At 75.5% G+C, this 21,932-nt stretch carries 15 protein-coding genes; 5 read left to right on the top strand and 10 right to left on the bottom strand.

Annotated features, from left to right (window positions below; genetic code table 11):
- Window positions 1-66 precede the first annotated feature (66 nt).
- Together ACR9E3_RS14400 and ACR9E3_RS14395 are read right to left on the bottom strand one after the other, a co-directional pair.
- Window positions 67-969, bottom strand: a complete 903-nt coding sequence (locus ACR9E3_RS14400; RefSeq protein ID WP_460380973.1) for a M56 family metallopeptidase — start codon at window positions 967-969, stop codon at window positions 67-69.
- A 32-nt stretch (window positions 970-1,001) separates the two neighbouring features.
- Window positions 1,002-1,427 (bottom strand): BlaI/MecI/CopY family transcriptional regulator, encoded by a 426-nt coding sequence (locus tag ACR9E3_RS14395; RefSeq protein ID WP_285656166.1) that lies wholly within the window; start codon window positions 1,425-1,427, stop codon window positions 1,002-1,004.
- Between the two features lie 88 nt (window positions 1,428-1,515).
- Between ACR9E3_RS14395 and ACR9E3_RS14390 the strand changes: the two genes are divergently transcribed.
- Genes ACR9E3_RS14390 through cydC form a run of 3 tightly spaced genes read left to right on the top strand, consistent with a single transcriptional unit; the run spans window position 1,516 to window position 7,326 of the window.
- A complete protein-coding gene (locus tag ACR9E3_RS14390; RefSeq protein WP_460380972.1) occupies window positions 1,516-2,922 on the top strand; it encodes a cytochrome ubiquinol oxidase subunit I in 1,407 nt (468 codons plus the stop codon).
- A gap of 10 nt (window positions 2,923-2,932) precedes the next feature.
- Window positions 2,933-3,895, top strand: a complete 963-nt coding sequence (gene cydB / locus ACR9E3_RS14385) for a cytochrome d ubiquinol oxidase subunit II (RefSeq protein WP_460380971.1) — start codon at window positions 2,933-2,935, stop codon at window positions 3,893-3,895.
- Between the two features lie 35 nt (window positions 3,896-3,930).
- Window positions 3,931-7,326: a thiol reductant ABC exporter subunit CydC gene (gene cydC / locus ACR9E3_RS14380; protein WP_460380970.1), complete on the top strand. Its 3,396-nt coding sequence runs from the start codon at window positions 3,931-3,933 to the stop codon at window positions 7,324-7,326.
- On the opposite strand, the gene ACR9E3_RS14375 is transcribed toward cydC, so the two are convergent.
- Window positions 7,302-7,805 (bottom strand): MarR family winged helix-turn-helix transcriptional regulator, encoded by a 504-nt coding sequence (locus ACR9E3_RS14375; protein WP_460380969.1) that lies wholly within the window; start codon window positions 7,803-7,805, stop codon window positions 7,302-7,304. The two genes, cydC and ACR9E3_RS14375, sit on opposite strands and share 25 nt — an antisense overlap.
- A gap of 44 nt (window positions 7,806-7,849) precedes the next feature.
- Here ACR9E3_RS14375 and ACR9E3_RS14370 point away from each other — a divergent pair, with 44 nt between their 5' ends.
- Window positions 7,850-8,167: a thiamine-binding protein gene (locus ACR9E3_RS14370; protein ID WP_460380968.1), complete on the top strand. Its 318-nt coding sequence runs from the start codon at window positions 7,850-7,852 to the stop codon at window positions 8,165-8,167.
- A gap of 101 nt (window positions 8,168-8,268) precedes the next feature.
- Window positions 8,269-9,234 (top strand): tetratricopeptide repeat protein, encoded by a 966-nt coding sequence (locus tag ACR9E3_RS14365; protein ID WP_460381014.1) that lies wholly within the window; start codon window positions 8,269-8,271, stop codon window positions 9,232-9,234.
- 82 nt (window positions 9,235-9,316) lie between these two features.
- Here ACR9E3_RS14365 and ACR9E3_RS14360 read toward each other — a convergent pair whose 3' ends face one another.
- The 7 genes from ACR9E3_RS14360 to ACR9E3_RS14330 form a co-directional block, all read right to left on the bottom strand.
- Window positions 9,317-10,705, bottom strand: a complete 1,389-nt coding sequence (locus ACR9E3_RS14360) for a neutral zinc metallopeptidase (protein ID WP_460381013.1) — start codon at window positions 10,703-10,705, stop codon at window positions 9,317-9,319.
- Between the two features lie 58 nt (window positions 10,706-10,763).
- Window positions 10,764-12,989, bottom strand: coding sequence for a 1,4-alpha-glucan branching protein GlgB (gene glgB, locus ACR9E3_RS14355; RefSeq protein ID WP_460381012.1), 2,226 nt, complete (start codon window positions 12,987-12,989; stop codon window positions 10,764-10,766).
- Window positions 12,990-13,070: 81 nt separating this feature from the next.
- Window positions 13,071-14,513 (bottom strand): maltokinase N-terminal cap-like domain-containing protein, encoded by a 1,443-nt coding sequence (locus ACR9E3_RS14350; protein WP_460380967.1) that lies wholly within the window; start codon window positions 14,511-14,513, stop codon window positions 13,071-13,073.
- Window positions 14,513-16,294 carry a maltose alpha-D-glucosyltransferase gene (gene treS, locus ACR9E3_RS14345; RefSeq protein ID WP_460380966.1) on the bottom strand — a complete coding sequence of 594 codons (1,782 nt, stop codon included), beginning with the start codon at window positions 16,292-16,294 and terminating at the stop codon, window positions 14,513-14,515. The genes ACR9E3_RS14350 and treS overlap by 1 nt, the downstream gene beginning before the upstream one ends.
- A gap of 66 nt (window positions 16,295-16,360) precedes the next feature.
- On the bottom strand, window positions 16,361-16,861 hold the full coding sequence (locus ACR9E3_RS14340; RefSeq protein ID WP_460380965.1) for an FxsA family protein: 501 nt from the start codon (window positions 16,859-16,861) through the stop codon (window positions 16,361-16,363).
- Between the two features lie 99 nt (window positions 16,862-16,960).
- A complete protein-coding gene (locus ACR9E3_RS14335) occupies window positions 16,961-17,545 on the bottom strand; it encodes a DUF4232 domain-containing protein (protein WP_460380964.1) in 585 nt (194 codons plus the stop codon).
- Window positions 17,546-19,726 (bottom strand): alpha-1,4-glucan--maltose-1-phosphate maltosyltransferase, encoded by a 2,181-nt coding sequence (locus tag ACR9E3_RS14330; protein WP_460381011.1) that lies wholly within the window; start codon window positions 19,724-19,726, stop codon window positions 17,546-17,548. It abuts the gene before it with no gap.
- Between the last annotated feature and the right edge of the window lie 2,206 nt (window positions 19,727-21,932).

The following is a 21,932-nucleotide window of genomic DNA, read 5'->3' as shown; positions in this document are numbered from 1 at the left end:
CGTGCTCAGCTGGACGTTCGCTGCTTCTACGCGTACGAACGCCCCGTTCGCTGCTTCGGAGGGCGGCTACCGCAGGAGGCCGGCGGCCGGCAGGGCCGCAGAGAGCCAAGGGATGACGACGGCGACCGTCGGCACGACGACCACCGCGGCGGCGACCAGGTAGGTGCCCGTGGCCAGCGCGCGGCCGCCGCAGCGCCGGGCCCGGACGCGTTCGAGGCGGGCGGCGACCTCGGTGTCCCCGGTGGCGACGAACGCCTCGAGCGCCCCGGCCATGGCGGCGTCCGAGCACCGCGCCCGGCCGGCGTCGTCGGCGAGCATCTCGAGCAGCAGGCCGACGGCGTCGCGCGCCTGGCGGCTGCGCACGAGCACGGGGAAGGCCTGGTGCAGGGCGACGAAGCCCTCGCGGACGAGGTCGTGGCGGGCGTCGAGGTGCGCCTGCTCGTGGGCGAGGACGGCGCGCAGCTCGTCGTCGTCGAGGGTGTCCAGCGCGCCGCCGGTGACGACCACGCGGGGAGCCCGTCCGGGCAGGCAGTAGGCGAACGGGACCGCGCCGTCGAGGACGCGCAGCACGGTCTTCGCGCCGATCCCGCCGACCGCGGCGCTGCGCTCGGCGCGGTCGAGCAGGTCGACCATGTCCCGGTGCCGGGAGCGGCGCCGGCGGGTGCGCACGGCGAGCATCACGAGCACGCCGAGCAGGCGCAGCACGATGAGGCCGGCGAGGGTCGCGGCGACCGCCACGGCGACGACCATCGGGGTCCCGCGGCGTTCCTCGGGCCCCAGGGCACGGAGCAGCTCCTCGGGCGCGGCGAGCGCGCTGCCCACGGCGGCGAGCACGGCGGCGAGGGCGATCGCCTGCCACAGCACGATGGCGGCCCGGGGGACGCGCTGCGGCCAGTGGGCGCGCGCCAGTACCGAGGGGACGGGGCCGGCCAGCACGAGCGCCAGCACGGCCAGCCACACCGAGGCCATGACCGATCAGTCTGGTCCCGATGCGGCCGAGATCACGACTCGGGGCCGCGATCCTCGCCGTCGTGACGCGGTTCGGGGACCTCGGGGATCACGGCGGGTGGGGGAGGGCCGGTCTGCAGGGCCGCCCGCAGGGCCGCGGCCTCCTCGGGGCCCACGCGGTCGACGAACGCCACCAACGCGGCGGTGCGGTCCTCGCCGACGTCGCCGAGCGCGTCGAGCATGAGCGAGGCCGCCATCTGCTCGCGCGTCGAGGCCGCGACGTAGCGGTAGGCCTTGCCGTCCCGCTCCTGGCGCACGACGCCCTTCTTGGCCAGCCGGCCGAGCACCGTCATCACCGTCGTGTACGCGAGCTCCCGCTCGAGGCCCTCGTGCACCTCGCGGACCGTCAAGGGGCCGGGAGCGGCCCACAGCTGCGCCATCACCGCGCGCTCCAGCTCACCCAGGGCCACGTCACGCATCCTAGCCGTGGATCCCCTTGCCAACGCAAGTCGTCGTACTACGCTTGGTCGTAGATACGACGCAGCGTCGTAGGTACGGGAGGTCGTCGTGACCGCACTGGAGCTGTCCCGACTGCAGTTCGCCGTCGTGACCGTGTACCACTACCTGTTCGTCCCGCTGTCGATCTCATTGGCGACGCTGACGGCGCTGCTGCAGACCGTGTCCCACCGCACGGGGGATCCGAGATGGCAGCGGCTGACTCTGCTGGTCGGCAAGCTGCTGATGATCACGTTCGCGGTCGGCGTCGTCACCGGCCTCGTGCAGGAGTTCCAGTTCGGGCTCTCCTGGTCGGCCTTCGCCCGGTTCTACGGGGACGTCTTCGGGCCGACGCTGGCGATCGAGGGGATGCTCGCCTTCTTCCTGGAGGCCACGTTCCTGGGCCTGTGGTGGTTCGGCGCGGGGCGGCTGCGTCCCGCGCTGCACCTGGCGACCATCTGGATCGTCGCGGTCGGCACGCTGATCTCGGCGTACGTCATCCTCGCCGCGAACGCGTTCATGCAGAACCCGGTGGCCTACACGCTCGACCCCGCGACCGGCCGCGCGCGGCTGGGCAGTTTCGCCGACCTGCTGACCAACGAGGTCGTGCTCGCCGCCTTCCCGCACACCATCGCCGGGGCCTTCGCCGGCGGCGGTGCGCTGCTGCTGGCGATCGGGGCGTACCGGATGCGGCGGGGGGACGCCACGGGGCAGTGGGTGCGTCTGACCCGGGTCGGGGCGTGGACGACGCTCGTGTCCGGCGCCGCGGTGGCCCTGACCGGCGACCTGCTGGGCAAGGTCATGACCGCGGTCCAGCCCATGAAGATGGCCGCGGCCGAGGCCCTGTACGTGACACAGTCCGGGGCACCGTTCTCGCTGTTCGCTGTGGGGGCACCGGGCGCGAAGGAGCCGTTCTTCTCCCTCGACGTGCCGTGGCTGCTCTCGTTCGTGGCCACCGGCACCTTCACCGGCACGGTCCAGGGGATCGACGACCTGCAGGCGCAGTACGTCGCGCAGTTCGGCCCGGGCGACTACGTCCCGGTGGTGCCGATGGCCTACTGGAGCTTCCGCTTCATGATCGGCTTCGGGGTGCTGGCGACCGTCGTGGCGGCGTGGGTCCTGTGGCGGCTGCGGCGCGGCGGGGAGCTGTCGGCGGGCCACGTCGTCGACCGGTGGCTCCTGCGGCTGCTCTGGACCGTCCCGGTGCTGCCCGCGCTCGCCGCCACCGCCGGCTGGCTGTTCACCGAGACCGCCCGCCAGCCGTGGCTGGTCTTCGGGCTCTTCCGCACCGCCGACGGCGTCTCGCCGGGGCTGACACCGGTCGAGATCGTCGCCTCGCTGGCCGGGTTCGCGCTGGTCTACGGCGTGCTCGCGGTCGTCTGGGTGCGCCTGGTGCTGCGGGTGGCGCGGACGGCGGAGGACGACCCGGCCGCCGCGGAGCCCGAGCCGGCCGACCGCCCCCTCGTCCCTGCGTACTGAGGAGATCGACGTGGACCTCCCGACCCTCTGGTTCGCGCTGGCGATCACGTGCTGGGTGCTGTTCTTCGCGCTCGAGGGCTTCGACTTCGGCGTCGGGGTGCTCGCCGGCGTGCTCGGGCGCGACGACCACGAGCGCGCCGCCGGCGTCACGACCATCGGCCCGGTCTGGGACGGCAACGAGGTGTGGCTCGTGGCCGCCGTCGGCGTCACGTTCGCCGCGTTCCCGGACTGGTACGCGGCGCTCATGAGCGGGCTCTACCTGCCCAACGTGGCGATCCTGCTCGCGCTGGCCGCCCGCGGCGTGGCGATCGAGTTCCGCGGCAAGGGCGGCACGGCGCGCTGGCGCGCGGTGTGCGACGCCGTGCTCGCGGGGTCGTCGCTGCTGGTCGCGGCGCTGTGGGGCGCGGTGCTGGGCGTCCTCGCGACCGGCCTCGCGCTCGGCGCGGACGGGGAGGTGGCCGGCTCCGGGCTCGAGCGGTCGCTGGCGCCGCTGGTGTCGGGGCCGGCGCTGCTCGGCGCCGTGCTCGGTGTCGCCGTCGCGCTCGTCCAGGGCGCGACGTTCCTGGGGCTGCGCACGACCGGCCCGCTGCGGGCACGGGCCCGGGTCGCGGCGCTGGGGGCGCTGGTGCCCGCGGCCCTCGTCGTGGCCGTCGTGGAGCCGTGGTGGCTGGTGGGGGTCGCGGTGGTCGCCGTTCTGGTGGCGCTGCGCCGTGAGGTGCTCGCGTTCGCCGCGGCCTCGGTGGCCGTGGCCGGCGGGGTCGTCGCCGTCCTGGCGTCGCACCTCCCGGTCGTGCTGCCGAGCACGCTGGGCCCGGCGTTCTCGCTGACCGTCGACGGGGCGGCCGCGAGCCCCGGCGCGCTGAGGCTGATCACGGTCGCCGCGGTGGTCGTCCTGCCCGGTGTCGTCGCGTACCAGGCGTTCTCGTACTGGGTCTTCCGGCGGCGGGTGGCGAGCGAGCGGGTGGCGTCGTGACGTCGGGAGACGCAGCGGAGCGGAGCCCGACCCGTGTGGAGGGCCCGGTCGATCCCCGCCTGCTCGCGCTGTCCCGCGGTGCGTGGCCGGGGGTGCTCGGCCTGGTGCTCGTCGGCGTCGCGCAGGCCGCCGGCACGGTGGCGGCGGCGCTGGCGGCGGCGTCGGTCGTGACGGCGCTCGTGACGGGCCCCGGGGTGGTCCCGCACGCGGCGATCGCGGTGCTGGCCCTCGTCGTGGTCCTCCGGGCGGTGCTCGCCTGGCTCGAGCCGTGGCTCGCGGCGCGGACCGGCGAGCAGGTGGTGGACCGGGAGCGCGAGCGGCTGCTCGGGCACCTCGCCCACGCCGACGCGCCCGCCGTGGTGCCGCTGGCCGCGCACGGGGTCGACGCCCTGCGCGGCTGGTTCACCGCGACCCTGCCCGCGCTGGTGCTCGCGGTCGTGCTGCCGCCGGCGGTGCTCGTGGTGCTGGCGCTCGCCGACCCGACCTCCGCGCTGGTCGTGGCCGTCACGCTGCCGCTGGTGCCGGTGTTCGCGGTGCTGCTCGGCTGGGCGGCGCGGGCCCGGGCGCGCCGGGAGTGGGCGGCGGGGGAGCGCCTGGCCGGCCACTTCCTCGACACCGTCGCGGGCCTGGCGACGCTGCGGCTGTTCGGGCGCGCCCACCGGGCCGTCGACACCGTCACCGACCTCGGCGAGCGCCACCGCGCGGCGTCCGTCCGGGTCCTGCGCGTGGCGTTCCTGTCCTCGACGGCGCTGGAACTGCTCGGGACGCTCTCGGTCGGGCTCGTCGCCGTCGGGGCCGGGGTGCGCCTGGTGGAGGGCGCGGTCGCACTGTGGCCGGCGCTGGTCGCGATCCTGCTGGCCGGGGAGGCCCACCGCCCGCTGCGCGAGGCCGGGGCCCGGTTCCACGACACGGCGCGCGCGACCGCGGTGCTCGACGAGCGGGACGCGCTGCTGGCGACGGCCGTGCCCTCGGGCCTCGTGCGTGCCGTCGCCGACGGGCCGGCGCACGTCCGTGTGCGCGACCTCGTCGTGCGCCACCCCGGCCGTCTCTCCGCTGCGCCGGCGGTGCCGGCGCTGGACGCCACGGGAGGGGAGCTGGTCGTCGTCGCCGGGCCGTCGGGCGCCGGCAAGACGACGCTGCTGCGCGCGGTGTCCGGGACGCTCGACGACGCTGCCGACGCCGCGGGTTCGGTCGTCCTGCGCGGGCGGCTTCTCGTGCTCGGTCAGGACCCGCAGCTGCCGCACGCCGCGACGGTCGGCGAGGCGCTGGGCGACGCGCCGCCGTCGCTGCTGGTGCGCCTCGGCCTTCCGCTCGCCCCGTCGACGGCGGTGGCCGAAGCCGGCCGCTCCCTGTCGTCCGGTCAGCGCCGCCGCCTCGCCCTCGCCGCCGTGCTCGGCGACGCCGCCCGCGACCCGGGTGGCGCCGTCGTCCTGCTCGACGAGCCCACGGCACACCTCGACACCGACACCGAGCGGGCGGTCGTGGCCGAGCTCCGGGCGCTCGCGGGTCGCGGCGCCCTCGTGCTCGCCGTCGCCCACCGCCCAGCGCTGCGTGCCGCGGCCGACCGCGTCGTGGACCTCGCGGCGCCGGGCGTGGATGCAGCGAACGCGCCGTTCGCTGCTTCTATGCGTACGAACGGCGCGTTCGTGTCGACGGCGGGCGAGGCACCGGACGGAGCGAGGGGCGCCCTCGCTGCGTCGGGCGCAGCGAGGGACGCCCTCGCTCCAGCACCCCGCGCGGACGACGTCGCGGCGCCGAGCTCCGCCGCGAACGGGGACTTTGCGCGCATAGAAGCAGCGAACCGCCCGTTCGCTGCACCATTACGCGAACCCCGGGCGCGGCGCGGGCTCCCGACCGCGATGCTGCTCGGCGCCGGGGCGGCGGTGGCGGGCGTCGCGCTGACCGCGGCGGCGGCGTGGCTCATCGCCCGCGCCGCGGCGCAGCCGCCGATCCTCGTGCTCTCGATCGCCGTGGTCGCGGTGCGCGGGTTCGCGATCGCGCGCCCGGTGCTGCGGCACCTCGAGCGCGTCGCGGCGCACGCCGACGGGCTCGCGCGGGTGGTGCGGTGGCGCCGGCGGGTCGTCGCCGCGCTCGTGCCGAGGGTGCCGGGCGCGGTCGCGGGCCGGCGGGGCCACCTGCTGGCGCGGGTGGTCGACGACGTCGACGTCCGCCTCGACGGCCTGGTCCGCGGGGTGCTGCCGCTGGCCGTCGCCACGCTCGCCCTGCCGGTGCTGCTCGGCGCCGCCGCCCTCGCGAGCCCCGCCCTCGCGGCCGCGCTGCTGCCCGGGCTGGCGGTGACGGTCGTCGTCGCGCCGCTGGTCGCCGCGGTGGCCGCACGCCGGGCGGCGCCCGCGGTCGAGGAGGGCACCGACGCCCTGCGGGCCGCTGTCGTCGAGACCCACGCCGCGCGCGACGAGCTCGCCGCGCGGGGCGCCCTGCTCGCGGTCCCCCGGGCACGGGCCGCCGGCCTCGCCCGCGCCCGTCGGCGTGACGCGGCGGGCGGGGCGCTCGCCGGGGCCCTCGCCCAGCTCGGGCTCGGCGCCGCCGCGGTCGCCGCGGCCCTCGCCGCGCCCGCGAGCGCGTCGCCGGAGCTCGCCGCCGTCGCCGTGCTCGCGCCGCTGGCGCTCGGCGAGACCGTCCTCGGCCTGCCCGCGGCGGCCGCCGCCGTGGTGCGCGGCCGGCGGGCGCGTGCGCGCCTCGCGGTCCTCGAGGACCCGGCGCCGCCCGCCACCGAGCCGGCGCAGGCCCGCAGCGTCCGGCGCGGCGACCTGCGCGTCCGCGACCTCACCGCCGGCTGGGGCGCGACGCCCGCGCTGCGCGGCCTGGACCTGGACCTCCCCGCCGGCCGACGGCTCGGGGTCACCGGGGCGTCGGGGTCGGGGAAGTCGACGCTCGCCGCGGTCCTGCTGCGCCTGCTCGACCCTCGCCACGGCACCGTGAGCCTCGGTGGCGTCGACGCGTCCACGGTTCCGGGCGACGCGTGGCGCCGCGCGGTGGCCCTCGTCGGCGAGCACGACCACGTCTTCGCCACGACCGTCCGCGAGAACCTGCGCTTCGCCGCCCCCGCCGCGGGCGACGCCGCGCTCGTCGCCGTCCTGCGCCGCGTCCGGCTCGGGACCTGGTTCGACGGGCTGCCCGACGGCCTCGACACGTGGCTGGACGCCGGGTCGGTCTCCGGCGGGGAGCGACGGCGCCTGGCCACCGCCCGCGCGCTGCTCGCCGACCCGTCGGTGCTCGTGCTCGACGAACCGACCGAGGGGCTCGACCCGGCCACCGCGCGCGAGCTGATCGCCGACCTGCTCGACGCGGGGACCGGCCGGACCGTCGTGCTCCTCGCCCACCGCGCCGAGGGACTCGACCTCGTCGACGAGGTCCGGCACCTCGAGGCCGGGGTGCTGCGGTCGGCTCAGGCGAAGTCGCCCGCGGCGTGACGCACGCGCGAGAGCAGGCCCGTGAGCGCCTCGGTCTGCTCCTCGTCGAGCCCGACGAGGCCGAAGTCGATCGCCGTGACCGAGGCGGTGGCCGCCGCGCACAGCTCGCGGCCGGCGTCGGTGATCTCCACCAGCGTCGTGCGCCCGTCGGTGGGGTGCGGACGGCGGGCGACGAGACCGGAGCCCTGCAGGCGGTCGACGATGTTGGTGATCGACGTGGGGTGGAGCTGGAGCCGCTCGCCCATGATCCGCATCGGCAGCGACCCCGCCCGCGAGAACCGCAGCAGCACCAGTGCCTCGTACCGGGCGAACGTCAGCCCGTGCGCGCGCAGCGCTCCGTCGACCGCCTGCTGGAGGATCTGCTGGACGCGCATGACGCTGGTGACGGCGGCCATCGCGCGCGGCTCGCCGATCCGCTCGCCCCAGATCGACGCGGCCCGTGCGATCGGGTCGAACGGCAGCGGTGCGGACGCGGTCATGACGGGCCCGAACCTAGCAGTGGATCCGTGGCAGGCTGGCGGCCGTGATCGTGGCGTTCAGCGTGTCCCCGTCCGGCGTCGGGGTCGACGGGGCGCCGGCCGAGGACGGGTCGGTGTCCGAGGCGGTGGCCGCCGCGGTCCGCGTCGTGCGCGAGTCCGGCCTGCCGCACGAGACCTCGTCGATGTTCACGTCGGTCGAGGGCGAGTGGGACGAGGTCATGGACGTCGTGCGCCGCGCGACCGAGGCCGCCGGGCGGTACGGCTCGCGGGTCTCGCTCGTGCTCAAGGCCGACATCCGGCCCGGCCACACGGGCCAGATGGAGGCCAAGGTCGCGCGGGTCGAGGAGCGCCTACGGGGCTGAGTCCGGGCCTGAGTCGCCCGCCACTCCCAGGTGGCAGACTTGACGCCGTGGCACGACCCGATTCCCGCCAGGCGGCCCAGGCCGCAGCTCTGTCCTCGGCGATGGCCGGGGCTGTCGACCTGTCCGGCCTCAAGGCCCGCGCCGAGGCTCGGACGTCGGGCGCCGCGCAGCAGCGACCCGGCGGTCCCGTCGACCCCGCCGCGGGCGGACCGCCCGCCGGTGGCGCCGGTGGCGGTGCCCCGGTCACCGTCATCGACGTCGACGAGGCCTCCTTCCAGGCCGAGGTGATCGACCGCTCCAACGAGGTCCCGGTCGTCGTCGACCTGTGGGCCGACTGGTGCCAGCCGTGCAAGCAGCTCTCCCCGGTGCTCGAGAAGCTCGCGGGCGAGGGCGGCGGCGCGTGGGTGCTCGCGAAGATCGACGTCGACGCCAACCCGCGCATCGCGCAGGCGTTCCAGGCGCAGTCGATCCCGATGGTGGTCGTCGTCGCCGGCGGCCAGCCCGTCACCCAGTTCCAGGGCGCCCAGCCCGAGCCGCAGCTGCGCCAGTGGATCGCCCAGCTGCTCGACGCGCTGCGCGACCAGATGCCCGGCATCGCCGAGGCCGAGGCGCGCGGCGGGGGCGCCGTCGCGGGCGAGGAGCCGGTCGAGGAGCCCGACGACCCGCGCATCGTCGCCGCCGAGGAGGCGCTCGAGCGCGGCGACTACGCCGCGGCGACCCAGGCCTACGAGACGATCCTCGCGAGCGAGCCCGACCACGCCGAGGCGCAGGCGGCGCTGGCGCAGGTGAAGTTCCTCCAGCGCGCCGAGTCGGCCGACCCGTCGGCGATCGCCCGCGCCGACGCCGCGCCCGACGACGTCGACGCCCAGATCGCCGCCGCCGACGCGCAGCTGGCGACCTCGGACGTCGCCGGGGCCTTCGACCGGCTCGTGCAGACCGTGTCCCGCACCGCCGGCGACGAGCGCGACCGCGCCCGCACCCACCTCGTCGAGCTGTTCGAGCTCTTCGGCACCGAGGACGAGCGGGTCACCACCGCCCGCCGCGCCCTGGCCCGCGCGCTCTACTAGGCGCCTGCCGGCCGCGGCCGGCGAGTGATCGAAGTACCGATACGGACGCTCAGCGTCTGTGACGGCACTTCGCTGACAAACCTCAGACGCCTCGCAGGCACGCGTCGGCGCCCTGGTCGACGCCGGCGCGGAAGACGCGGATGCGTTCGTAGCCCGTGCCCGCGGCGGCGACGCCGTCGGTGCCGCGGGAGGCGGTGTCCTCGCGCAGCAGCAGGGTCACGGCCTCGTCGAGGTCGCCGGGGGAGAGGGCGAAGCCGCTGTTGCCCGTGCCCACCGCGGCGCTGTAAGCCCCGGCGAGGCACAGGGCGGCGCGCCCGCCCTCGGCGCCCGTGGTCGGCTTCCCCATCGCGGCGAGGGCGGCGGCGCCGTAGCGGGAGGCCAGGAGGGTGCCGGTGGCGTAGTCGCCGATGCGGGCGTGGTCGGCGGCGAGGGTGCCGGTGGTGTCGATGTGCACCGCCGACGGTGTCGCGCACCAGGCCACGGGGCCCTGGACCTCGGTGTCGTCGCCGTCGGAGCACGTCGCGCGCCCCCGCTCGGAGCCGGGCGTCGCCCACTGCCCGCCGCGCTGGCGCACGAGACCGCCGAAGAAGCGGTCGAGGTCGGGCTGCATCGACCGGATCAGCGGGTCGAGCCCGAGGTTGCCGCCGGAGTTCTCGTCGTCGGCGGACCGGAAGGACTGTTGGGTGAAGGTGCGGTCCTGCGTGATGGCCGCGCAGGTGGCGGGCGCGCCGTCGAACCCGTCCTGGAACGACGTGACCCGGTCGAACGCGTTGCCGTGGGCGTCGGCGTTGCGCGGGGACGTGCCCACCGGGTCGCGGAAGGTGATCAGCGCGCCCATCGCGCCGTCGATGCCGTCGACGCCCGTGCGCAGGTCGGGCAGGGAGCCGTCGCGCACGCGGCGCAGGAAGACGCCCGCGTAGCAGTCGGCCTGGGCCTCGAGCACGATCGTCGGTGCCGAGCGCAGCGTGCCGTCGCGGTCGAGGCGCTGCTGGACGCTGTGCCCGAACTCGTGGGAGATCACGACGACGACCGCCGCGTCGCCGAACTCGCGCCGCAGCTGCGGCAGCAGCCCCGAGCGGTCCCAGGCGATGATGTCGGAGTCCGGGCAGTAGAACGCGGTGCCCTCGACCTCGCGCGGGTTGCGCAGGCACGGCACGGCGGGAGCGGGCCCGCTGCGTCCCGAGGGATCGACCGAGTAGTAGCCCTTCAGCGGCGCGAACGCCTGGCCGCCCGCGAGCGTCGGGAACGTCTGGCCCCAGTAGCCCTCGAGGTCGCGCAGCACCGCGGCGGCGAGCCGGTCCTGGTCGCTGCCGTCGGTGCCCTGCACGAACGAGGGGTCGATGCCCGCCGTGACCTCCGGCCCGGCGACGGCCCGCCCGTCCTGGGGGAACGCGCAGGCCCCCGTGACCAGGGCGGCGAGGACGGCACAGACCACGATCGACGCCCGCAGCGATCCCCGCACGCGCGACATCATGCCCGCGACGTGCCCCGCGTGGGTGACGTTCGGCGAATCACAGCAGCCACACCCGTCACGCCGGCGCGAGCCACAGCACGCCCGACGACGGCAGCGTCACCTCGGCCGAGGCGGGCCGGCCGTGCCACGGCGACGAGGTCGCGATGACCGCGCCGTAGTTGCCGACCCCGCGCCCGCCGTAGATCTCGGCGTCAGTGTTGACCACCTCGCGCCAGCGACCCGTGGAGGGCAGCCCGACGCGGTAGTTCGGGTGGTCGACCCCCGAGAAGTTGACCAGGCAGGCGACGGCGTTGCCGGCCCTGTCGAAGCGCAGGAACGAGAGGACGTTGCCGGTGGCGTCGTTGGCGTCGATCCACGAGAAGCCGGTCGGGTCGATGTCGAGCTCGTACATCGGCGGCAGCGAGCGGTAGGCGGCGTTGAGGTCGCCCACGAGCCGGCGCAGACCGCCGTGGCGGGGGTCGTCGAGCAGCTCCCAGTCCAGGGAGCGCTCCTCGGACCACTCGCGGACCTGGCCGAACTCGCCGCCCATGAACACCAGCTGCTTGCCGGGGTGCGCCCACATGTAGCCGAACAGCGCCCGCACGCCCGCGGCCTTGCGGTCGTCGTCGCCGGGCTGGCGCGTCCACAGCGAGCCCTTGCCGTGCACCACCTCGTCGTGCGAGAGCGGCAGCACGTAGTTCTCGCTGTACGCGTAGGTCATCGAGAACGTCATCTGGTTGTGGTGGTAGCCGCGGTGCACGGGGTCGCGCCCGACGTAGTCGAGCGTGTCGTGCATCCAGCCCATGTTCCACTTGAACCCGAAGCCGAGCCCGCCGAGGTGCGTCGGCCGCGTGACGCCGGGCCACGCCGTCGACTCCTCGGCGATCGTCACCGCGCTCGGGTGGTTCTTGTAGACGGTGGCGTTGACCTCCTGCAGGAACGACACCGCCTCGAGGTTCTCCCGCCCGCCGTAGCGGTTGGGCGTCCAGCCGCCGTCGGGCCGCGAGTAGTCGAGGTAGAGCATCGAGGCGACGGCGTCGACGCGCAGCCCGTCGACGTGGAACTCGTCGAGCCAGTAGAGCGCGTTGGCGACGAGGAAGTTGCGGACCTGCGAGCGCCCGAAGTCGAACACGAGCGTGCCCCAGTCGAGCTGCTCGCCGCGGCGCGGGTCGCCGTGCTCGTAGCAGGGCGTGCCGTCGAAACGGGCGAGCGCCCACTCGTCCTTGGGGAAGTGCGCCGGCACCCAGTCGACGAGCACGCCGATGCCCGCGCGGTGCAGGCGGTCGACGAAGTAGCGGAAGTCGTCGGGGCTGCCGAAGCGCGACGTCGGCGCGTAGTACGAGCTGACCTGGTAGCCCCACGAGCCGCCGAACGGGTGCTCGGCGACGGGCAGCAGCTCGACGTGGGTGAAGCCGGAGACGGTGAGGTACTCGGCCAGCTCGTCGGCCAGCTCGCGGTAGGTCAGCCCCTGGCGCCACGAGCCGAGGTGCAGCTCGTAGATGCTCATCGGCTCGGCGTGCGGGGACGAGGCGTCGCGCCGCGCCATCCACTCCTGGTCGGCCCACTCGTGGGTCGAGGTGGTGACCACGGACGCCGGCGTCGGCGGCAGGTCGGCGGCGAACGCCATCGGGTCGGCCTTGTCCAGCCAGTGCCCGTCCGGCGACAGGATCCGGAACCCGTAGCGGGTGCCGTCGCCCAGGCCCGGCACGAACAGCTCCCAGACCCCGGAGCCGAGCGCGCGCATCGGGGTCGCCGTGCCGTCCCAGCCGTCCCAGTCGCCGCACACGCGCACCCCGCGGGCGTGGGGCGCCCACACCGCGAACGAGGTGCCCTCCACGGGGCCCGACGGCGTCGGCCAGCGCCGGAAGTGGGCGCCGAGCGCGTCCCAGAGCCGCTCGTGGCGGCCCTCGCCGATGAGGTGCAGGTCGACCGGCCCGAGCACCGGGGAGAAGCGGTACGGGTCGTCGGTGATCGTCTCGACGGTCTCACCGGTGGCCGGATCGGTGCGGCGCGTCGCGAGGCGGTAGCGCGGCAGGGGGCCGGGCACGCCGGCGGCGAACACGCCCGCGGCGTGCACCTCGGCGAGCGGGTAGCGCCCGGCGGTGGGGCCGTCGTCGACCACGACGTCGACGGCGTCGGCGCCGGGACGCAGGGCCCGCACGACGACCGTGCCCGGCGACTGCGGGTCGCGGTGCGGCCCGAGCACCCCGTGGGGGTCGCGGTGCGAGCCCTCCATCAGCAGGTGGACGTCGAGGTCGGACGGCGTGACGGTGACGCTCCGGTGGGCGGGGACGGCGGGCACGCTCACGGGCTCCTCGAGGTCGGAAGAAGTATCGGGCGGACTACCCCTGGCGCCGGGGTCCCACGCCCGCCGGTCAGGGGGTCAGCGGCGGGCCGCTCCGGTGTCGGTCAGCAGGCGGCGCATGGACCGCAGCGGGATCGACACCCAGGTTGGGCGGTTGCGGGTCTCGTAGAGCACCTCGTACACCGCCTTGTCGAGCTCGTAGGCCCGCAGCAGCGCCGGGTTGTCGCGCGGGTCGGTGCCGGTGATCTCGGCGTAGCCGTCGCAGAACGCGGACCGGTTGCGGTCGGCCCACTCCTGCGCCCGGCGCTCGAGCTGCGGGTCCGCCTCGTCGGCGGACTGCTCCCAGTCCGAGAGCTGGTGGAACGCGGCGTAGTCGAACGAGCGCAGCATCGCCGCGACGTCGCGCATCGGCGAGTCGGGACGCACGCGGTCGGCGAGCGACTTCGACGGCTCGCCCTCGAAGTCGATCACGAGCCAGCCGGTCGGGGTACGCAGCTCCTGGCCCAGGTGCAGGTCGCCGTGGATGCGCTGCACCGTCGACGGGCCCGCCGTGGTGACCCCGCGCAGCACGGCCGCGATCGCGTCGCGCTGCTCGCGGACGCCCTCGGCCGCCTCCGCGGCGTCGTCGAGCCGCTCGAGCATCCACGCCTCGATCTCCGCCGCCCCGGCGGCGTCGAGGGGCCCCGAGCCCAGGGCCGCGGCGAGCTCGCGGTGCACCGAGCCGACGGTCTTGCCGATGCGGTGGGCCTCGCCGGCGAAATCGCCGCCGACCTCGTCGGGCCGCAGGTCGGCCTCGGCGAGCAGGTCGCGCACGCTGGTCAGGGCCATCGACCAGCCGTCGGCGGAGTTCGCGGCGTACGACTGCAGCATGGCCACGGTCATGGGCTCGCCGTCCAGCTCGCCCTCGATCGCGCCGAGCAGCGGTGCGACCTCGGCGCTGCCCTGCCGGCCCAGCGCCCGGTGCAGCTCGAGGTCCGGGTTGAGCCCGACCGTCGCCCGCCGGAACAGCTTCATGATCGCGCGCTCGCCGTAGATCACCGAGCTGTTCGACTGCTCGCCGAGCAGGGGGCGTCCCGGGCCGACGATGGGCGCCTCGGTGCCCGGCTCGGCCACGAAGCGCAGGGTCCCGCGCGCGGCGTCGGAGGTGATCAGCGCCAGGAACAGCCGGCTGATCCGCCCGTCGGCCAGGCCGTCGTAGACGACCTCGTCGCCGCCGTCGGCTGTGCGCCGGCGCCCGATGACCGCGTACTCGACGTCGCCCGGCGGGCTCGCCGCCACCCCCAGGACGAGCTGGTAGCGCTCCTCGGCGCTGCCGGCCCCGTCGGTGAAGGACACGCCGATGACCGCGTGCTCGACCGTGGGCAGCTCGCCGGGGGTGGAGACCACCGCGTGGGCCACGGTGCGCAGGCCCGCGATCTCGCGGCCTTTCGCCGGGAACCAGCGCTGCGTGGGCAGCCACGCGAGCAGGTCGTCGTGCAGTCCGTCGAGCGGGTCGGTCCCGTCGGGACTCGTGGCGGGCATCAGCGCTCCTGGGCCGGATGGATGGCGAACCAGTAGAACCCGTGACCCGGGAGGGTCAACAGGTAGGGCAGTTCCCCGATCGCCGGGAACGGCACACCGCCCGTGAGCTCGGTGGGGACCTTGTCCTTCCACGCGATGAGGTCGAGCTCCACCGGCTGGGGGAAGCGCGACATGTTGTTGACGCAGAGCACGACGTCGCGGTCCCCCTCCGGGCCGACGTGCTCGCGGACGTACGCGAGCACGCTCGGGTTCGAGCCGCCGAGCTCGTGGAAGCTGCCGAGGGCGAACGCGGGGTGCTGCTTACGGATGTCGATCATGCGACGGTTCCAGTGCAGCAGGCTCGCCGTCGAGTTCGACTGCGCCTCGACGTTCACCGCCTGGTAGCCGTAGACCGGGTCCATGATCACGGGGAGGTTCAGCCGCCCCGGGTCGCAGGTGGAGAAGCCGGCGTTGCGGTCCGGCGTCCACTGCATCGGGCTGCGGACGCCGTCGCGGTCGCCCAGCCAGATGTTGTCGCCCATCCCGATCTCGTCGCCGTAGTAGAGGACCGGGCTGCCGGGCAGCGAGAGCAGCAGGGCGGTGAACAGCTCGAGCTGGTTGCGGTCGTTGTCGAGCAGCGGGGCCAGGCGCCGGCGGATGCCGATGTTGGCCTTCATCCGCGGGTCCTTGGCGTACTCCGCGTACATGTAGTCACGCTCGTCGTCGGTGACCATCTCGAGCGTCAGCTCGTCGTGGTTGCGCAGGAAGATGCCCCACTGCGCGTTGTGGGGGATCGCCGGCGTCTGCGCGAGGATCTCCGAGATCGGGAAGCGCGACTCGCGCCGCACCGCCATGAAGATGCGCGGCATCAGCGGGAAGTGGAACGCCATGTGGCACTCGTCGCCGCCGGCGTCGGCGTCGCCGAAGTACTCGACGACGTCGGCGGGCCACTGGTTCGCCTCGGCGAGCAGCACCCGGCCGGGGTACTCGTCGTCGACGACCTTGCGCACCCGGCGCAGGAACGCGTGGGTCTCCGGGAGGTTCTCGCCGTTGGTGCCGTCGCGCTCGTAGAGGTAGGGCACCGCGTCGAGACGGAACCCGTCGATGCCGAGGTCCAGCCAGAACCGCAGCGCGTCGATCATCGCCTCGCACACGGCCGGGTTGTCGAAGTTGAGGTCCGGCTGGTGGGAGAAGAAGCGGTGCCAGTAGAACTGCCCGCGCACCGAGTCGTAGGTCCAGTTCGACGACTCGGTGTCGACGAAGATGATCCGCGCCTCGGGCCAGCGGGTGTCGTCGTCGGACCACACGTAGAAGTCGCCGTACGGCCCCTCCGGGTCGCGCCGCGACTCCTGGAACCAGAAGTGCTGGTCCGACGTGTGGTTCATGACGAGGTCGGTGATGACGCGGATGCCGCGCGCGTGGGCCTGGTCGACGAACTCGACGAAGTCCTCGACGGTGCCGAACTCGCCGAGCACCTTGCGGTAGTCGCGGATGTCGTAGCCGCCGTCGCGCAGCGGGGAGTCGTAGAACGGGGGCAGCCACAGGCAGTCGACGCCGAGCCAGGCGAGGTAGTCGAGCTTGTCGGTGAGTCCGGGGAGGTCGCCGAACCCGTCACGGTTGGAGTCCGCGAACGCGCGGACCAGCACCTCGTAGAAGACCGCGCGCTTGTACCAGCCGTCCTCGACCGGCAGCGTGCGTGCGTGCCGGAAGTCGGCGGCACTGGGGGCGTCGTAGGTGCTGGTGTCGTGTGTCGTGTCGTCCGCCACGAGCTCGTCGCCCGGTGCGCTGACTCCCTCGTTCATCAGGCGTCACGCTAGTGGTCGAACCGAGCGGCGCGCCGCACCGGTCCGGGCGCCGACTCCTGTGGATCAGGAGCCCTCGCCGCTCTCGATGACCCGGCCCTCGATGACGGTGCCGCGGTACGGCGCGCGGCCCGGCCCCGCGTCGGGTCCCGGGCCCCACCCGGCGGGCCCGCTGGCCCCGATGACCGTGACAGCCGGGCCCATCCGGGCGCTCCCGGCGCGCACCGCCCGGTCGGCGGCGCGGCGGGCCAGCGCCCGGCGCACGCCCGGCACCAGCAGCACGAGCGCCGCGACCGTCGAGAGCAGGCCGGGCACGACGAGCAGCACGCCCGCGAGCGCGACGTACATGCCGTCGGCCACCTCGGCCTCGGCCGGGCGCCCGGAGCGCGCGGCCGTGGCCAGCTCGCTCATCGACCGGCGGCCCTCCCGCTTGATCGCCCAGGCGCCGACGACGGCCGAGAGGACGAGGACCCCGAGCAGGCCCCAGAACCCGATCGCCTGGCCCACCAGGACCAGCACGGTGATCTCGACGGCCAGATAGACCGCGAGGGCGACGAGGATGCGCACTTCAGACCTCCCGATGGCTCTCACCGTGTCCAACGGCGCGAGGCCCCGGATCGTGCCCGATGCGCCCGGTTTCTCAGCGGGCGCACAGGGTCGCGGCGCTCAGCTCGCCCCGGCCTGCACCGGCCCGAGGTAGTTGCCGGGCCGCGTCGCGCCGGCCTGGCGCAGCACCGGCCCGCCCGGCCAGTCGAGGACGATGGAGTGCGTCTCGTCGGGCGGTGTGGCGAAGATCTTGGAGGCCGCGTACCCCGAGGGCTCGGGCAGGTACGTGATCGTCGAGTGCGCCCGCTCGCCGGGCGCCAGACGCACCGTGGACGTCGCCCGCTCCTGGCGGGGGAGCGAGTAGCGGTCGTCCGAGCGCGGCGAGGCGACGAGGTCGACGCCGCCGAACCCGGTCATGGTGCAGGAACGGTCCGAGACGTTGGTCCAGACGACGCGGACCTCCTTCTGCCCCGACGAGCCCTGCGGCGGCGCGGTCTCCGCCGAGAGGTCCGTCAGGACGCAGCGCCCGCCGTCGGGCGGCGCCGTCGACGTCGGTGTCCCGCTCGTCGACGGCGGGGCCGCCGACGAGGGCGGCGGTGCCGTCGACGGCGGGGCCGCGACCGGGGCGGGGGGCTGCGCCTGCGTGGCGCAGCCGCCGACGACCGCCGCCCCGACGAGGACGGCCGCGAGGGGAGCGCGACGCATCTACCGACGCACCACCGAGATGATGTGCGCGACGTCGCGCCAGGGCTCGATGCGCACGTAGTTCGCCTCGCCCCACTCGAACGTCTGCCCGCTGACCTCGTCGAACGCCCCGAACCGTTCGTGCCAGTCCAGGCCCAGCGCCGGCATGTCGACGTGGACGGTGCCCTCCTCGACGCCGAACGGGTTCAGCGTCACGACGCAGAGCACCGTGTCCCCGGTGAGTGGGTCGGTCTTCGAGTACGCGAGCAGCGCGTCGTTGTCGGTCTCGTGGAACCGCAGCGTCCGCAGCTGGCGCAGCGCCGGGTGCACCTGCCGCAGCTGGTTGAGCCGCGTGATCCAGGGTTCCAGGCTCCGGCCCTCGGCCAGCGCGCCGGCGAAGTCCCGCGGGCGCAGCTGGTACTTCTCCGAGTCCAGGTACTCCTCGCTGCCCGGGCGCACCGGCTGGTGCTCGAACAGCTCGAAGCCCGAGTACACCCCCCAGCTCGGCGACAGCGTCGCCGCGAGCGCCGCCCGGATCGCGAACATGCCCGGGCCACCCACCTGCAGCGACTCGTGGAGGATGTCCGGGGTGTTGACGAAGCAGTTCGGTCGGCACTCGTCGAGCCGGTCGCGGTGCAGCTCGAAGAACTCCCGCAGCTCATCGCGCCCGGTGCGCCACGTGAAGTACGTGTACGACTGGCTGAACCCGGCCTTCGCCAGCCCGAACAGCCGCGCGGGACGGGTGAACGCCTCGGCGAGGAACACGACGCCCGGGTCGCGGCGGTGCACCTCGGCGATCAGCCAGTTCCAGAAGTTCGGCGGCTTGGTGTGCGGGTTGTCCACCCGGAACACGCGGACGCCGTGCTCCATCCAGTACAGGACCACGCGCAGGACCTCGGCGTAGATCCCCTCGGGATCGGTGTCGAAGTTGACCGGGTAGATGTCCTGGTACTTCTTCGGCGGGTTCTCGGCGTACGCGATCGTCCCGTCGGGCCGGATCGTGAACCACTCCGGGTGCTCGGCGGCCCACGGGTGGTCCGGCGCGCACTGCAGCGCGAGGTCCAGCGCCACCTCGAGCCCGAGGTCGTGGGCGTGGGCGACGAACGCGTCGAAGTCCTCGATCGTGCCGAGGTTCGGGTCGATCGCGTCGTGCCCGCCCGCGGCCGAACCGATCGCCCAGGGCGAGCCGACGTCGTCGGGCCCCGGCGTCAGCGTGTTGTTCGGGCCCTTGCGGTTGACCGTGCCCACCGGGTGGATCGGGGGCAGGTAGGCGATGTCGAAGCCCATCGCCGCGGCGCGGTCGAGCTCGCGGGTCGCGGTGGCGAACGTGCCGTGCACCGGGTCGCCGGCGGAGTCCCACCCGCCGGTCGAGCGGGGGAAGAACTCGTACCAGGCTCCGGCCAGCGCCACCGACCGCTCGACCTGGACGTGGTGCGTGCGGCCCTCGGTGACCAGCTCCCGCACCGGGTGCTCGGTCATCGTGCGGTGCACCGGCGCGGTCATCGCCGGTCCGATGCGGTCGCGGAGGTCCTTGTCGGTGTCGCGCAGGGCCTCCGCGGCGCGGGTGAGCGTGCGCGCCAGCTCGAGGGCGGGCGGCATCGCGATGCCCCCGGTCCTCTCGCTGCCCCCCGCCGCCGTCGACGGCTGACGCGACGAAGGAGCGTCAGACGTCGAACCGGCTTGGCGGGCCAGATCGACCGGGTCGTCGTCGGCGAGGCGCGGGGTGTCGCGCAGGCGCTGCTGGATGCCCTCGGCGCCACGCTCGAGCAGCCGGGCGCCGGTCTCCAGGTCGTTGGCCAGCTCCGCGCTGCCCTGGCCGGCGCGGGTCTTGACGTCGACGGCGTGCCGCCACGTCGCCCACGGGTCGCTCCACGCGTCGACGCGGAAGCTCCACAGGCCCTCGGCGTCCGGGACCACCTGGCCGGCGAACCGGTCGGTCAGCGGCCCGGTCGGCACCATCCGCGTGCTGCGCGGCGCCTCGTCCCCGCAATGGCCCGAAGAGTGTTGCTGTGTGGCGTCGGGGTCCTGCCCGTGGCTCGCCCCGCACTTCTGCCACACGACGGTCGCCGCGACCGCGTCGTGGCCCTCGCGCCACACGGTCGCCTCGACCGGGACGACCTCGCCGACCACGGCCTTCGACGGGAACCGCCCGCCGGAGATCTCCGGCGTCACCTCGTCGATCCCGATCCGGCCCTCGGGCAGCCGGTGCCGGTCGACCGCGTCGGCGGGGATGCCCGGAGCGGGGGTCGACGGCCGGCGGGTCGGCGGCGTCGGGGTCGCGGTGGCGGTCGTACTCGTGCTGGCCGGGCCCGTGGTGGTCGCTTCGGGCGTGGCCGTGGTCGTGCCGGGCGTGGCCGTGTCGGGCGTCGCCGCGGCGGCACCGACTGCGGCGGCGCCGACGGCGGTGGCGCCCACGGCGGCCGCGGCCGCGGTCGGCGAGACCTCGCTCGGGTCGGTGGACGGCGCCCCGGCCGGCTCCTCCGCCGGGACGTCGGCGCCGGTCGGGTCGGGCGCGGTGAGGTCGCCCGGCGCGTCCTCGGCGGCCGTCGGCCGCGACGCGGGCGCGCTGTCGGCGTCGGAGTCGGGGACGTCGTCCCGCGGGCGCTCCGGCGCGAGGCTCGGCACGTCGTCGTCGGGGTCGACGTCCACCGGTCCCACCCCGAGCGGGTCGTCGTCGGCGGACCCGCCGGGCGAGGTGCCGGTCTCCGAGCCGGTGCCCGACGATCCCGAGAACCCGTGTCCCGAGGACACGGTGGTGGCGGCGGGACCGTCATCGGAGCCGGACCCGTGTCCCGAGGACACGGTGGTGGCGGGGGGCTCGTCGCCCGGGCCCGACCCGTGTCCCGAGGACACGGTGGTGGCGGCGGGCTCGTCATCGGAGCCGGACCCGTGTCCCGAGGACACGGTGGTGGCGGCGGGCTCGTCGCCCGGGCCCGACCCGTGTCCCGAGGACACGGTGGTGGCGGCGGGCTCGTCATCGGGGTCCGACCCGTGTCCCGAGGACACGGGTCCTGCGCCGGCATCGTCCCCCAGCCCGTGCCGTGGCGCCCTCGCCGACTCGGAGGCGTCGGGAGAGCTGGTCGTCCCGGGGTCGTCGGCGGCGGCGGGCGGGCCGTGGACCGGACGGCGCGTCCACGGCCCGCCCGACACGGAGGACGAGGACGGGCCCGGGGACATCGAGGAACCCGGCGACGCGGCGGACCCGGTGGAGCTCCACCCACCGGGCCACGACGAGTCTGACGGGGCGGGCCCGTCGGTGCCGTCGGACCGGTCGGCGTCGTCGGTGCCGCGGGCGTGGGCGGCGGCACCGAGTCCGGCGGCGCCCAGGCCGACGGCCCCGAGACCGGCGGCGGTGCGCCATCCGGTGTCGCGGTCCGGAGCGGAGCGTTCGTCCGACGAGCCGGTCGCCGTCGGGGTGTCGTCGGGGGTGCCGTCAGGAGTGTCGTCGGGGATGTCAGGGGTGTCCGAGGCCGCGGACCCGTCGGACGCCTCGGACTCCTCGGCGGCGACCGCGAAGGCCGCGTCGTCGGCGGGCGGGTCCCCGGCGTCCGAGGGCGCGGTGTCCCCGGAGGGCGCGGTGTCGCCGGAGGGCGCGGTGTCGCGAGAGGGCCGGTCGTCGGAGGAGGCGGCGTCGGCCGCGAACGGCGCGGGCGACGGGTCCCGCGTCTCGTCCGGTCCCTGGTCGCCGGTGGTGTGGCGGGGCGGCACCGGCGCGTAGGGCGTGCGCGGCGTGAACCACGACGCCTCGTCGGCCGGGGACGGGCGGCCGGCCGCGCCGCCGGTCCCGGGGTGCGGGGTGGGCCGGTCCGGGGTCCGGTCCGTGGCGGGCGGCGGGGACGCCGGCCGGTCCGGTGACCGGTCGGGTTCGCGGTCCGACGACGAGCTCATGTCGCGTCCGCTACCCGGATCCGCCGGGTTCGATGCGGCCGGCCCGCGCGGGGTCGGCGAGGGACCGCGCGAGGGGCGACCGGTGGCGATGCCCCACGGCGGGGTGGCCGGCCGGCGCCACGGCGGCAGCGTCGGTGCCGGCGAGGCGCCGCCGTCGAGGCCCGGCATGTCGGCGCCGACCGCCCGGAACCCGTGACCCGGCGTCGGCTCGCCGCGGGCCGGACCACCCGGCCGCGCGGCGCCGTTCGCGGGGAACGGGCGTGGCCCGGGGTGGTCGGCGGGATCGGGCGACGCGAAGGGGCCCGAGGGCGCGCCGGCGTGGGGCGGCGGGAACGGTCCGGACGGGGGACCCGCTCCGGCGGGCGACCGGAAGGGCCCCGACGCGGGGTCGGCGACGCCGCCGGGAACCGGGAAGGGACCCGTGGTCGGGCGCGCGTCCGGCGGCGGGGGCGGGCCGATCTCGACGTCGTCGGCGGAACCCCACCCGCGTCGTCGCCGCAGCCAGCCCGCGGACGGCGGC

This window comes from Actinomycetospora sp. C-140, assembly GCF_054796175.1.
The sequence above is the reverse complement of the archived record's forward strand: the minus strand, read 5'-3'. Positions and strand labels throughout refer to the sequence as shown.

Bases quoted from the DNA above. Each gene is read 5' to 3' on its own strand.
- ACR9E3_RS14400 (WP_460380973.1), bottom strand. From the start codon at position 969: ATGGCCTCGGTGTGGCTGGCCGTGCTGGCGCTCGTGCTGGCCGGCCCC.
- ACR9E3_RS14395 (WP_285656166.1), bottom strand. From the start codon at position 1,427: ATGCGTGACGTGGCCCTGGGTGAGCTGGAGCGCGCGGTGATGGCGCAG.
- ACR9E3_RS14375 (WP_460380969.1), bottom strand. From the start codon at position 7,805: ATGACCGCGTCCGCACCGCTGCCGTTCGACCCGATCGCACGGGCCGCG.
- ACR9E3_RS14365 (WP_460381014.1), top strand. From the start codon at position 8,269: ATGGCCGGGGCTGTCGACCTGTCCGGCCTCAAGGCCCGCGCCGAGGCT.
- ACR9E3_RS14360 (WP_460381013.1), bottom strand. From the start codon at position 10,705: ATGTCGCGCGTGCGGGGATCGCTGCGGGCGTCGATCGTGGTCTGTGCC.
- ACR9E3_RS14350 (WP_460380967.1), bottom strand. From the start codon at position 14,513: ATGCCCGCCACGAGTCCCGACGGGACCGACCCGCTCGACGGACTGCAC.
- treS (WP_460380966.1), bottom strand. From the start codon at position 16,294: ATGAACGAGGGAGTCAGCGCACCGGGCGACGAGCTCGTGGCGGACGAC.
- ACR9E3_RS14335 (WP_460380964.1), bottom strand. From the start codon at position 17,545: ATGCGTCGCGCTCCCCTCGCGGCCGTCCTCGTCGGGGCGGCGGTCGTC.